Raw genomic sequence first — 13,500 nt, forward strand, 5'->3', positions numbered from 1 at the left:
TAAAACATGTTTGAGGTGAAGACAAATGGCAGTTAAATCAAACACTAGAGAGCGCATTATTCAGGCGGCTTTAGCCGCTTTCTCCCAAAATGGATATGAAGGGAGTTCGACGCGAGAGATTGCGAAGAGGGCTGATGTAAACGAAATCACCCTGTTCCGCCATTTTCAAAACAAAGAAAACTTGTTTCGTGAAGTACTGCATTTTCATGCTCCAACCTCACTACTGACCGATGAACTGGATGAGAAATTGACAGACAATCTGTCTGACAGCTTGACCTACCTGGCACAAATTTATTTGGAACATGAGTATAAAAATCTTGATTACATCAGAATCGGAATCATGGAAGTCCCTCGGAATCCAACCTACGCAAACATTGTACGCATGATTCCAATGCGTTTGGAGGAACACCTGAAAAAGTATCTAACGGATTTGTCAGAGCGGGGCTTGATACGGTCTGCTAATTATAAGTTGTTGGCTAGAATGTTCTATGCTCAATTATTCCAACACGTGTCCATGATTTGTAGCTTTGGAGACGATGACAGCTCACTGAAGCAGGAATCAGATGAATTGGTTGAAACAATTGTGTTCATGTTTACGAGCATTCTGAGCGATTCAGAAAGCAAATAAAACGTGTATAAAAAGTTAGGAGATTAGAATGGTGAATAGTCATCAAAAGGAATCAAATTCCCACAAGTGGTGGGCTTTAGTCGCAATTTGTTTTGGTTTATTTATGGCGCTCATTGATGTCACCGTCGTCAATGTGGCTCTGCCGACGATTGCGAAGGATTTGAACGCTGCTTTAGGCAGTTTGCAGTGGGTCATCAGTGCTTATGCCATTGCTCTTGCCGTATTTATTATTACGTCCTCAAGATTGGGTGACATATTTGGCAGAAAGCGATTTTTTATCATTGGTATGTCGGTGTTTACAATAGGTTCTCTCTTATGCGCTTTGTCCGGGGATTTCACCATTGGGAGCTTAAGCCACGTTGACATACTTAACATTTCCCGTGTCATACAAGGGTTGGGCAGTTCAGCGATGATGCCCCTTTCGCTCGCTCTTATTTCCTCCACCTTTGAAGCCAAAGAACGGGGTATGGCATTCGGAATTTGGGGCGGGGTCAGCGGGCTGGCCACAGCCATTGGGCCTGTTCTTGGCGGAATATTGGTCACCAAAGTCAATTGGCAGTCAATTTTTCTTATCAATATTCCGATTGGCATCATCGGTATTCTCATGGCCATGTGGGCGCTGAAGGAAGCGCGCGATAATCATGCACCGCGATCAATCGATGTATTTGGGCTGGTCACCGTCACGGCCTTTATGTTCTGTTTGGTTTTGGCTCTCATTCAAGGGAATGACAAAGGCTGGACCTCGACTTATATTATCACCTTGTTTGTTATTGCCGCGGTCAGTCTGATTGTTTTCATTATTGGTGAACTTCGCATGAAATTTCCAATGGTGGACCCGCGGATTTTTAAGAACGCCAGCTACACGGGTTCTGCCATCAGTGCGTTTACGTTAAGTGCCGGACTCTACTCCCTATTGTTTTATCTCGCACTGTATTTACAAAATTTTCTCGGTTTCAATGCGTTGCAAGCGGGACTTCGCTTTCTCCCTTTAAGTGCCCTCGTTCTGTTAACCGCTCCGCTAGCGGGGCGCATGACCGACCGTGTTGGGGCAAAGCCGATTTTGTTTGTAGGTCTCGGCTTGATTACGGTGGGAGTGGCGTTTATGACCCGCATCTCACCCCAAGACCAAGCTGCTGACTGGGTCGTGCTGCTTCCTGCCTTAATTCTCGCCGGTCTCGGAAACGGACTTGTCAATCCCCCTATATCCAGTGTTGCTTTGGGTACTATTGACCCGAGACGATCCGGTATGGCCTCAGGGGTTAACAATGTGAGCCGCCAAATTGGGATATCGTTTGGCATCGCTTTTCTTGGGGCCATGTTGACGGACCGATATAACATCTATATTAAGAATCAAATTTCGGCGCTGAATATCCCCCACTTGACCGCGGCCGTAAAGACGCAAATCATCACTGGCCTCCAAAAAGCAGGGACGATTGCGGCGAGCACAGGATTGAGGACAAATCCCAACCACCCAAACCCATATTCCAATTCACCGTTCTTTCCAGATGTACAGAAAGCTGTGCGAGTCGCATTTATCCACGGCATGACGGACATTTTACTGTGGGCGACAGGATTTCTCGCGGTTGGAGCAGTGTCCGCGTTATTCTTGATTAAAAGAGCGGATATGTATCATCATAGGAACGAACACAATAGGAACGAACACGAATCCACGGAAAACTGATTTGCATAGTACGAGAAGACCTCAGGATATTTTTCTTTATCATTGTGCCTTAGCGAAATAGGGGGCTAAGCTGACGCTTCTGGGAATCTATGGGTGAATGTTGACGACTGGCGAAAGGGTTAGTCGCTCATCCCGATTCAATTGTCCCCGACTTAATTTGGACTTCGTGAGATAATCGATAAGCGATGAGTGCGATTTGGAACTCAAATCGGTCACGCGGTTGATGTAAACTTCGGTTTGTTAAGCCCTCAATTTTTTCTATTCGGTAATTTAGTGTGTGTCTATGAATAAAGAGTTCCTGAGACGTAAGCTTTCGGCTCATATTGTTACGAAGTAGTGTCTCAAGCGTATCAAGCAGGTAAGGAGCGGTAAGGAGCGGGTAAAGAAGCTTATGATAACATTTAGAAAGCGATAGTCCTTGTTCTAGCATATTGATGAAAGGAAGATAGGGCTCCAGTGAAGTAATATCAGAGACAAGTGAATCAGGATTTAAAACAGGCGCGTATTTTCTTATCAGTTCTGCATCCGTTGCGCTTTCCCGTAGTGTAACTAATTCAGCACAAGATGCTCCTATAGCAGCACTTATCTTAGGATTTTTCCACTCAGTGAGTCTTTTCTCCAGTTGTCTCGTGATTGACAGGAGTTCATCAGATCTACAAAGCACAATAAATCCGTTTATGGTTTCCTTGGACAAGTACCATAAGGACAGTGAATCGAAGAATTTCTCCACTGTTCTCGTCATGGTTGCATCCCATGAGCAATTTTGAGCGTAGAACTGCACAACGGTATGGCGTTGCTGCAGATCCATTCCTAAATCCATTAGCCGATTCTGTACCTCCCTAGACTCACTATGTTCGAGCCGAAATACTTCTGTTAAAAGGTCTGCTTTAAATCTTCGTTGCGATTCTTTAATTTGTTTCTTGGCCAGAAACTCCAGGGCACAAATCGTTGATGCATGCTCCATAGCTAATAGGTCTAAGTCAGAGAAGTCGTCTTCTTTTAGTACTATTACATAACCCAGCAAACTATTTGCAGCAATAATAGGAGAGGTTCTTACATTGAAACATACTTCAGAGTAAGTCATTTTGAACGAACTTACACTGTGTTTTTCGTTCGAGGTTGGGTTACGAATCGAGATTGAACCCGAGTCTGAGTAATCCAGGACTACATGCAAAAGTTTCTCCAGTGAGTAAAGAGTAGATCTCCCCGCTAAGAGAACGAACTCGTCATCACATATAATAATATGCCCATTTATCCACTGCTCCAACGAATCAGCTATTGACTGTAAATTCTGTTTAGTAATTAGTAGGTTTGTCAATTTGTGATAGATAGACTCTGAAAATTCAGCGATGTGTAGTCTGTTATTCACTACCTGCTGGAGCAGTTCGCGGGTTATCATGGAAAAATTGAGTTCGCTAGGAAGTTCTATTAATGGCAGTTGATATCTATTGGCTGCTTCGATGAACTCCTGCGGAATAGATTGTAGGTAAAATCCAGTTTGGATTGCGACGGCAGATAATTGTCGTGAAGACAGTTTCTCGATGAACTCCCTTTTAGCTGAGGTACTATTCTGCAGTCCGTATGCCGTGGTGATGAGGAATTCGTTTTGCTGAAGCCGCGTTTCGTCCTCAATCACTTCAACAATGGTCACCCAGTGAATTGGATTGCTAAGTCCTGCCTGTCCAGCCACGAGTTTTGTCCGTTCCATTACCGGTAATTTCATTGCATCAAACACAGTTACTGCCATTTATAATCATCCTTAAGTTTTAAGTAATGTAAAAAATCAGAATATATTGTACGCGGTGTCGAAAAATTAAGAGACAACGTAGTCCACCATGACGAATGAAAAGATATACTACTTTAATATATCATCTAATCTAATAATTCTGAATTGTAAATTCTGAAATTGAAGTAGGATTCGGGAGGCACCTATTGTGAGTGAACAAACTTATCTTATAAAGCCTAATCTCAATCAAACATATCCAGTTGTCTCTCATGGTAAAGGAATCTATCTGTTTGATACATCCGGGAAAAAGTATCTCGATGGATCGTCTGGGGCCATAACAAGTGCTATTGGACACGGCGTAGAACAAGTTCTGAATGACATGATGGTACAGGGCAACAAGGTTTGCTTTGTGCATAGGGGACATTTTACGAACCAACCAGCTGAGGAATTGGCTGAAGCACTCGCTAAACTCGCCCCGGGGCACTTAAATCAAACCTTTTTTGTAAATAGTGGTTCAGAAGCGACAGAGACTGCAATGAAGCTGGCCGTTCAGTACTGGCAGGAACGGGGCTGCGGAAGTAAAAATCGGATTATATCAAGGTGGATTAGCTATCATGGCATAACCAACGGAGCGTTATCAATGTCCGGCCATGTTATTAGAAGAAAGCGCTTTGCATCCCTCTTACAAGACCTTCCGGTTATCTCTCCTCCGTATTTGTATAGAAGCCTTTACCAAGGTGACAGTTCGGAGGTGGCCGAAAGGTACGCAAAGGAATTAGAGACAGCCATTGAAAGAGCGGGTTCGGAAAATGTTGCCGCATTCATTGCCGAGCCGGTCATTGGTGCTGCCGGAGGAGTAATTATTCCCCCTGACGGTTATTTCCAACGCATACGTGAAATTTGTGATAGATACGACATTCTCCTAATCGCTGATGAAGTTATGACTGGACTGGGTAGAACCGGAAAAATGTTTGCGATGGAGCACTGGGGAGTGGTAGCAGACATCATGACATTGGGAAAAGGAATGAGTGCCGGTTACAGTCCGATTGCTGCCGCCGTTGTGAGTGACAGTATTGTCGATACCATTCGCAGCAATTCCGGTTCCATTATGGGTGGACATACATACAGTGCCAACCCGTTATCCTGCGCTGCTGCACTCTCCGTAGTGCGTTATGTTGAAGAAAACGACTTGGTCTCAAACGCAAATGAGCAAGGCGAGTATCTTCTTCAGGGATTAAACGAAATTAAAGTACAGTCAAAATGGGTTGGCGACGTAAGAGGCATTGGTTTGATGTGTGGCATCGAATTCGTACGAGATAAGAAGACAAAAGAGCCATTCACATTAGACAGTCACTTGACAGACAAAATGCTCCAAGCGTGCTTCAACAATGGACTTATAGCGTATCCGGCAACTGGAGCAATTAACGGCAGCGCCGGTGACGCAATGATGATTGCGCCACCTCTAACGATCTCACGTAGTGAAGTTGACGAACTCGTAGATATACTGCAAAAATCCATTGCTGAAGTTGAACAACATTTGTGAAGAGCCAATTCTACCATGGTGTTCTGACTTTAGGTGATAAAAAGTGATGTTTGTCGAAAGAGTGAGGCTATGAGAACCGGAAATAACACGTATGGAAAAATCATGTCATTAAACAGCGCTCTAACGCTGATTCGTGACGGCATCAGGCTGATGTACGGTGGTTTTGGAGGAATTGGCAGCCCTCCGTCGTTAATCGATGCAATTTACGAGGCTGGTGTAAAAGACCTGATTCTTATTGGTAACGATTCTGGGTTTCCTGATATTGGAATAGGGAAACTAGTGACTGCCAGGCGTGCTTCGAAACTCATTACCTCCCATATTGGCTCCAATCCTAATGCGGGTGACTTAATGAATCTCGGTGAACTTGAGGTTGAGTTCTCATCCCAAGGCACTCTTGCAGAGAGAATTCGTGCCGGTGGCGTGGGATTAGGTGGGATCCTAACAGATATCGGGCTAGGAACACAAGTTGAGGAAAATAAGCAAGTCGTTATGGTAGACGGTGAGAAATTCCTGTTAGAGACACCTCTCACTGCAGACGTTGCCATCGTATATGCTGCGAAGGCAGATCCCTTCGGTAACCTAGTGTACAACAAAACGGCTCGAAATTTTAACCCACTGGTAGCCATGGCGGGTTCAACTACTATTGCCGAGGTTGATGAAATTGTGCCGTTAGGAGATTTAGATCCCGAGGAAATTGTGACACCCGGTGTGTTTGTGGACGTAATAGTTCGTAGTAAAGGGGTGAACTGGAAGTGGGTTTGGGAACAAAGGAAAGACAAATGATTGCGAGGAGAGCAGCACAAGAGATAAAACCAGGTATGATAGTGAATCTGGGTATCGGAATTCCTACAATGGTGTCAAATTTCGTATCTCCAGATCTTAACGTTGTGTTTCATGGAGAGAACGGAGTTCTCGGATACGGCGGCACACCGGAGACTGGGGCGGAAGATGAGAATATGTGCAATGCTGGTGGACTGCCAGTGAACGTTAGTCAGGGTGCTTCCTTCTTCGATAGTACTGTTGCCTTTGGAATCATACGGAGTTCGCGTTTAGACATTACTGTTTTAGGAGCATTACAGGTTAGCGTTAGAGGTGACATTGCCAGTTGGGTAGTGCCCGGACGACGTGTACCAGGCATGGGCGGGGCAATGGAACTTACCCAGAAGACAAGAAGAGTCATTATTGTAATGGAACACTTAGATAAAGCTGGTAATTCAAAAATTATGACAGAATGTACCTTTCCATTAACTGCACGAAGGTGTGTGGACCTCATCATCACTGACAAGGCAGTCATTGAGGTTACAGGCGGGAAATTGCTGCTAAGGGAGGTCGCTTGCGGTACAACGATTGAGGAGGTGCTAAGGTTGACTGATGCGCCGCTGGAGTTACATGACGCAATAGATTATTTCAGCTAGACAGTAGTCTTTCCAATGAATGCAGAAAGGAGATGGTAAGTATGGGGGAACCTATGCAGGATATTAAGGGACAAATCAAGCTGTGGATTGAAAGTCACTATGCCGACAACACGCGATTGCTACAGCAGATGGTCCGCATTCCTAGTTTAGAAGGTAATGAGAAAAAGATTCAGCACTTTATTGCAAAGACGCTCGAGGATATGAAACTTAAAGTGGATGTCTGGGAACCTGACAGTGCTGATATGCATGCAAATCCACATTTTTGTGGTTCGCGGACCCAGTTTCATAACAGTCCAAATGTGGTAGGTGTTCTGCAAGGTGCAAATCCAGAGCAAGACGGCGCACGCTCAATCATCTTGAATGGTCACGTAGACGTTGTGCCAATTGGAGACGTTTCTCAGTGGGAAACGGATCCATGGTCTGGAAAGATCTTAGAAAATCGCTTGTACGGTCGAGGAAGCACTGATATGAAGGGAGGACTAGCGGCGTCTATCATTGCACTGCAATGCCTAGTGGATCTTAATGTACAGCTCATGGGCGATGTGATTCTTGAAAGTGTAATTGATGAAGAGAGTGGCGGAGCAGGTACATTAGCGACTCTTATGCGAGGTTATACAGCCGACGCTGCCATCATCCCGGAACCAACTAATCTTCATATATTCGCCAAACAACAAGGTTCCATGTGGTTTCGAATTAAAATTAAAGGTCGTTCAGCCCATGGCGGTACTCGCTATGAAGGGATTAGTGCCATTGAGAAAGCTATGTATATTTTGAGCACAGTACAATCCTTGGAGAATGTTAGAAACGCAAGAATTACAGACCCGTTTTACAAAGATGCTCCGATTCCCATTCCAATTAATGTTGGGGTGATAAAAGGAGGAGATTGGCCCTCAAGTGTTCCGGATAACGTAGAACTGGAAGGACGCATGGGCATAGCTCCTGATGAAACCCTGGAACAGGCTAAAAGAGAATTGGAAGACTCGGTATTGCAGGCGGCACAACAAGACTCTTGGTTAAAGGACAATACTCCCGTGATTGAATGGTTTGGTGCTCGGTGGTTACCTGGGCAAGTTGGGGAAGACCACCCGATTGTACGTACTATTGTTCAAGGTTATCGAGATGTAATACAAGAAGAACCAACTTTAAAGGCTTCGCCATGGGGTACAGATGGTGGTCTTATGCAAACCATGAGGGACATTCCTTTTGTGATATTTGGGCCGGGTGTAACTGAAATAGCCCATTTTCCCAATGAATATGTGGAAATTGATAAGGTGATGAAATGCTCCGAGATTTTAGCTGTGAGTCTTATCGAGTGGTGCGGCACAAGCAGTTAGTCTGATAAGTAGGTGATTTGTAGTGGAAGCCGTGATTGTATCGGCAGTACGTACAGCAATAGGAAAATCTGGAGGCTCTCTTGCCAGTATACCTGCTTACAAGTTAGCTGCTTCCGTAATCAGGGAGGCAATTGCTAGGGTTAAGTTGGATGTCAACCAGATTGACGACCTTATCTTCGGGAACTGTTTCTCAGCAGATGCGAATCTCTCCAGATTGTCTGGTCTTGAGGCCGGACTACCAGTCACTGTGCCTGGGGTGACCATAGACAGGCAATGTGCATCAGGTCTCAATTCCATTAGTCTGGCTGCATCTTTAATTCGGGCCGGAGAAGGCGACGTGTATGTTGTCGGAGGTGCGGAAAACCTGTCGCAACGCCCTTATGTGCAATTGCCGTCCGGGAGGGCATACGACCGGCGCCCCCCTCAGTATTACGCGCCAAAGCTGTCTCCAGAATTTCTGGGAAATCCGCCTATGGGTGTCACTGCAGAGAATCTAGCACGTATGTACCGCATTTCGAGAGAAGAACAAGACAATTACGCATTGAAGAGTCAGGAAAGAATGCTTGAGGCGATTAAAGCGCATCGTTTCGAAGAACAAATAGTCGGAATTGAAGTACCTAAAATCAAGGGAGAATCACAGTGGTTTGATAGAGACGAGCACCCTAGAAGTACTTCAATTCAGGAACTTTCAACCCTTAAACCAGCGTTTGAATCTAACGGGACCGTTACCGCAGGTAACAGCTCTGGTATCAATGATGGTGCAGCTGCAATCGTCTTGATGTCAAAAAAGAAGGCTGATGATTTGGGATTAAAGGTGCTTGCTACAGTGGGCACTACAGTCGTTACCGGAGTAGATCCCAACTTGATGGGAATTGGCCCCGTTTCGGCGATTCGGAAACTATTAGACAAATCAGGCAAGCGAATGCGTGAAATAGAGTTAATCGAATTGAATGAAGCATTTGCGGCTCAGGTTTTAGCGTGTGGAAAAGAATTGGAATTAGACTGGGATCGCGTCAACGTCAACGGTGGTGCCATCTCCCACGGGCATCCTATAGGTGCAACAGGGGCAATTTTAGCTACAAAACTGGTTTATGAAATGGAAAGGGTTAACTTGAAGACTGGACTTGTGTCGATGTGTATAGGTGGTGGTCAGGGGATAGCGACACTGTTTGAAAGGTACTAAAGGTAATTATTTATGCTGAAAGGCGCTCGGACTCGCCCATTAGAGAATAAAGCTGTTCAAGCAATTGAATCTCCAACTTTTGAATCTGAATACTCAAACAAATGAACGGGGCTGAAGCTTAGGATGACACATATGGCAGATTTCAATACTGTAAAGGGGTGGACTGGCATTGATACATTTCTTTCATGACTTTATACAATCGTTTCCGTTATTTGTTAACGGGGCACGTATTACCATTGAGGTTACAGCTTTGTCGCTGCTGCTTGCTATGATTATCGGCTCGGTGTTTGCTCTGTTTGCTCTCTCGCGTTTTAAAGTGCTGATTTGGCTAAATGTATTGTATGTGTGGTTAATTCGTGGGACTCCATTAATTCTACAAATTGTGTTTCTATACTATGCTATGGACCAGTCATTTCACATTAACTTGAATGCTTTTACGGCGGGTGCATTTGCCTTGGCTTTCCACAACGGTGCATATCTGTCAGAGATTTTGCGCGGGTCAGTTCAATCCATAGACAAAGGTCAGCATGAAGCAGCTAGTGCCATTGGTATGAATAAATACATGGCAATGCGAAGGATCATTGCTCCCCAAGCTATCAAAAACGCTATTCCACCTACCATAAACCAATTCATTATAGGACTGAAAGACTCTGCCTTGGTCGCTTACATTGGCGTGTCGGAACTCTATAACGTAGCACTCGGCGAGTACTCTCGTACTTATGCACCGACAGAATGGTTTCTCATAGCAGGGATCTATTATTTAATCTTGACCCTCTTGTTTACTCTTCTTGGAAAGTGGGCTGAGAGACGGCTCGATGTCACAAGGAAAACGACAACGTCATTTCACATTGTATCTGAGGAGGGTGTGGCGTAATGATTTCCGTTCGCAATTTGCATAAGCGTTTTGATTCCGTACAAGTTCTCAGAGGAATTGACCTTGATGTAGCTCAACGAGAAGTCGTTGTGGTTCTGGGAGCAAGCGGCTCTGGTAAGAGCACCATGCTTCGCTGCATGAACGGCCTTGAGACGATAGACGAAGGGACCATTAGTATTGCAGGTCACGAACTTCATTCCGATACCCGAAAAATCAACATGGCTCGCCGAGACATAGGTATGGTGTTTCAACATTTCAACTTATTTCCTCATCGTACAGTCATTCAAAACGTCTGTGAGGGACCAATTTACGTTAAAGGGGTAAAGAAGAGCCAAGCTCGAGAAGAAGGCCTTGAACTCTTAAACAGCGTCGGCTTGTCCGATAAGGCTCATGTATATCCTCATTCTCTCTCAGGCGGTCAAAAGCAACGCGTAGCTATTGCGCGGGCTTTGGCTATGAAACCTAAAGTGATGCTGTTTGACGAACCTACATCAGCGTTAGATCCAGAGCTGGTTGGAGAGGTGCTGAGTGTATTGAAACGATTAGCGAAAGACGGAATGACGATGGTAGTCGTTACACACGAGATTGGATTTGCCAGAGAAGTTGCCGATCACGTTGTTTTTATGGCACAGGGACGAATTCTTGAAGAGGGAACACCGCAGGAGGTACTAGAGCAGGCGCAAAGTAAAGAGGCAAGTCAATTCTTTAGTAAGGTTTTGCACTAAAACTTGGCGGGATACAGATTAATTAAAACAGCTTTTACCGCTTCTGCGGATTAGCATAAAGATGACACAGGGGGAGTTTACTTATGAAGAAGTATATCGTTACTAGTATGGTAAGTTTGGCATTAGTCTTGACGGCAGCCGGCTGCGGAACAAATGGAGGCAATAGCACATCTGGGAGTGGAGCACAAAAGACATTCACGTTTGGGATGAGTGGTAAGTACCCGCCATTTAACTACAAAGACAAAAACGGAAAACTGACTGGATTTGATGTTGCAATTGGAGATGCAATTGCTAAGCAGATGGGAATGAAACCCAAGCCCGTCACTAATCCATGGGCAACTATCATAGGCGGCCTGAAGGCCAAAAAGTATGATGCCATAGTGGGTAGTATGACCATTACGAAAGCGAGAGAGAAAGAAGTGAGTTTCTCCAAGCCCTATTACGTCAGTGGAACCCAAATCTTCGTAAAAGCAGGAAACAACAGTGTAACCAGTCTGCAGGGTTTAAAGAATAAACGTATAGGGGTGGACACTGGCAGTACTTTTGCGAAAATCGCGAAAACCGTCACAACCCAGGCGAAGGTCCATGGTTATAGTAGTGATGTTTATGCTCTAAAGGACTTGGCTGCTGGCCGCTTAGATGGAGTTATTACTGACCAATTGGTGGGCCAATATGCTATCAAACACTCACACATCAAAGTTCAGCCGGCTGGAAAGCCTTTGAACTTGGCTTATGCGGGGATTGCAGTCCGAAAGAGTGATACCTCCTTATTGACGAAGATTAACAAAGCACTCAAAGCGATTGAGAAAAATGGTACTTACGCTAAAATTTCAAAACAGTACTTTGGCGTGAACCTGTTAAATGACCCTGCTTTTACTAAGAAAAGCTAACTGATAAGGTTAAATCTGTAGCTGATTAAAGTAAGTAGTTAGAATCATCATAAAATTCAATCCGGTCAGGGTGAAGGTTCTCTACACGGCGTACGTTCATGGCATTGAACTTTGGAGGAGGGACTTAAATGAAAGCTAAAGTTTTTCAGCAAAACTCTATTCAACTGAACACGTCGATTCCGGGACCGAAGGCCGCCGCAATGTTGGAGGAGAGAAAGAAACATGTGCCGCGCGGTGTATCCAACACCGTTCCGACATTTGCCGAAACAGCCGAAGGAGCACTTGTTACTGATGTGGATGGAAACACGTTCATCGATTTTGCCGGAGCCATCGGCACTTTGAATGTGGGTCACCGTCCCCAGGCATTGGTGGATGCGTTAAAGCAGCAACTCGATAAATACCTCCATACAGGATTCAATGTCATGATGTACGAGCCGTACATCCAGCTTGCAGAGAAGCTGAATCAATTGACACCGGGAGACCACGCAAAGAAGACGTTGTTTTTAAACAGTGGTGCAGAAGCGGTGGAAAACGCGGTCAAAATTGCACGGAAGTATACAGGCAGAAAAGCCATTATCTCCTTTGAACGGGGATTTCACGGCAGAACCCTGCTCACCATGTCCCTGACCAGCAAAGTGAAACCCTACAAATACCAGTTTGGTCCCTTTGCACCGGAAACCTACAAGATGCGTTATCCCTACTACTACCGGGCGCCATTTGGTGTCACGCCCAAGCAAGTGGATGAGCAAGTTTTGGCCCAGTTTGAGGAGTTCTTCCTCTCCGAAGTGGCCCCTGAAGATGTAGCTGCAGTCATCCTGGAACCCGTGCAGGGTGAGGGCGGATTTGTGGTCCCGTCCAAGGCCTTCGTCCAAGGTGTGAAGAGGATTTGCGAGAAATACGACATCCTGCTGATTGCAGACGAGATTCAGACCGGATTCGGCCGAACGGGAAAGCTGTTTGCTATGGAACACTTTGATGTGATTCCCGATCTCGTTACTCTATCCAAATCGATTGCCGCCGGCCTGCCCCTGAGTGCTGTCACGGGCCGTGCAGACATCATGGATGCATCGAGTCCTGGTGAAATTGGCGGGACCTACGGCGGCAGCCCGCTGGGTTGTGTTGCAGCCCTTGAAGTGATTAAGATGATGGAAGAGGATCATCTGCCGGACAGAGCGGCAGTGATTGGCGAAAAGATTAGGGCACGCTTTGAAAAGCTGAAAAGCCGGTATGCTTTTATCGGTGACGTTCGCGGCTTAGGTGCTATGTGCGCATTGGAAATCGTCAAAGACCCCGAAACCAAAGAACCCGACAAGGCACTGACAAGTCGCATTATTCAGGCGTGTTATCAGAACGGCGTGATGGTGCTCAGTGCAGGTTTGTACAGCAACGTCATACGGACCCTCAGCCCGCTGGTCATCACAGACGAGCAGTTGGAAGAAGGACTGGACGCCATGGAACAAGCGTTCGCCGAGGTTGCAGGGAGTTAGGGATGTAGGAACGA

12 protein-coding genes are annotated in these 13,500 nt (G+C 45.5%); 11 read left to right on the top strand and 1 reads right to left on the bottom strand.

The window, feature by feature from the left end; genetic code table 11:
- Window positions 1-25: 25 nt before the first annotated feature.
- Window positions 26-628, top strand: coding sequence for a TetR/AcrR family transcriptional regulator (locus tag GI364_RS04515; RefSeq protein WP_198852508.1), 603 nt, complete (start codon window positions 26-28; stop codon window positions 626-628).
- A gap of 28 nt (window positions 629-656) precedes the next feature.
- Window positions 657-2,309 carry an MFS transporter gene (locus GI364_RS04520; protein ID WP_198852509.1) on the top strand — a complete coding sequence of 551 codons (1,653 nt, stop codon included), beginning with the start codon at window positions 657-659 and terminating at the stop codon, window positions 2,307-2,309.
- Window positions 2,310-2,436: 127 nt separating this feature from the next.
- Here the strand turns inward: GI364_RS04520 and GI364_RS04525 are convergent, their stop codons facing one another.
- The gene (locus tag GI364_RS04525) at window positions 2,437-4,056 is read right to left on the bottom strand and encodes a PucR family transcriptional regulator (protein WP_198852510.1); all 1,620 of its coding nucleotides are present in this window, start codon (window positions 4,054-4,056) and stop codon (window positions 2,437-2,439) included.
- Window positions 4,057-4,243: 187 nt separating this feature from the next.
- Between GI364_RS04525 and GI364_RS04530 the strand changes: the two genes are divergently transcribed.
- The 9 genes from GI364_RS04530 (at window position 4,244) to gabT (ending at window position 13,486) form a co-directional block, all read left to right on the top strand.
- A complete protein-coding gene (locus tag GI364_RS04530; RefSeq protein ID WP_198852511.1) occupies window positions 4,244-5,578 on the top strand; it encodes an aspartate aminotransferase family protein in 1,335 nt (444 codons plus the stop codon).
- 69 nt (window positions 5,579-5,647) lie between these two features.
- The gene (locus GI364_RS04535) at window positions 5,648-6,361 is read left to right on the top strand and encodes a CoA transferase subunit A (protein WP_198852512.1); all 714 of its coding nucleotides are present in this window, start codon (window positions 5,648-5,650) and stop codon (window positions 6,359-6,361) included.
- Window positions 6,331-6,993 (top strand): 3-oxoacid CoA-transferase subunit B, encoded by a 663-nt coding sequence (locus GI364_RS04540; RefSeq protein WP_198852513.1) that lies wholly within the window; start codon window positions 6,331-6,333, stop codon window positions 6,991-6,993. The genes GI364_RS04535 and GI364_RS04540 overlap by 31 nt, the downstream gene beginning before the upstream one ends.
- Before the next feature lie 41 nt (window positions 6,994-7,034).
- The gene (locus GI364_RS04545; RefSeq protein ID WP_233096008.1) at window positions 7,035-8,327 is read left to right on the top strand and encodes a peptidase; all 1,293 of its coding nucleotides are present in this window, start codon (window positions 7,035-7,037) and stop codon (window positions 8,325-8,327) included.
- 22 nt (window positions 8,328-8,349) lie between these two features.
- On the top strand, window positions 8,350-9,510 hold the full coding sequence (locus GI364_RS04550) for a thiolase family protein (protein WP_198852514.1): 1,161 nt from the start codon (window positions 8,350-8,352) through the stop codon (window positions 9,508-9,510).
- Between the two features lie 169 nt (window positions 9,511-9,679).
- Window positions 9,680-10,384 (top strand): amino acid ABC transporter permease, encoded by a 705-nt coding sequence (locus GI364_RS04555; protein ID WP_198852515.1) that lies wholly within the window; start codon window positions 9,680-9,682, stop codon window positions 10,382-10,384.
- The gene (locus GI364_RS04560) at window positions 10,384-11,109 is read left to right on the top strand and encodes an amino acid ABC transporter ATP-binding protein (RefSeq protein ID WP_198852516.1); all 726 of its coding nucleotides are present in this window, start codon (window positions 10,384-10,386) and stop codon (window positions 11,107-11,109) included. The genes GI364_RS04555 and GI364_RS04560 overlap by 1 nt, the downstream gene beginning before the upstream one ends.
- Window positions 11,110-11,192: 83 nt before the next feature.
- Entirely contained in the window at window positions 11,193-11,999 is an 807-nt protein-coding gene (locus tag GI364_RS04565) for a transporter substrate-binding domain-containing protein (RefSeq protein WP_198852517.1), read from the top strand.
- Window positions 12,000-12,127: 128 nt separating this feature from the next.
- Window positions 12,128-13,486: a 4-aminobutyrate--2-oxoglutarate transaminase gene (gene gabT / locus GI364_RS04570; protein WP_198852518.1), complete on the top strand. Its 1,359-nt coding sequence runs from the start codon at window positions 12,128-12,130 to the stop codon at window positions 13,484-13,486.
- Window positions 13,487-13,500 lie beyond the last annotated feature (14 nt).

This window comes from Alicyclobacillus sp. SO9, from assembly GCF_016406125.1.
Lineage (GTDB): Bacteria > Bacillota > Bacilli > Alicyclobacillales > Alicyclobacillaceae > SO9.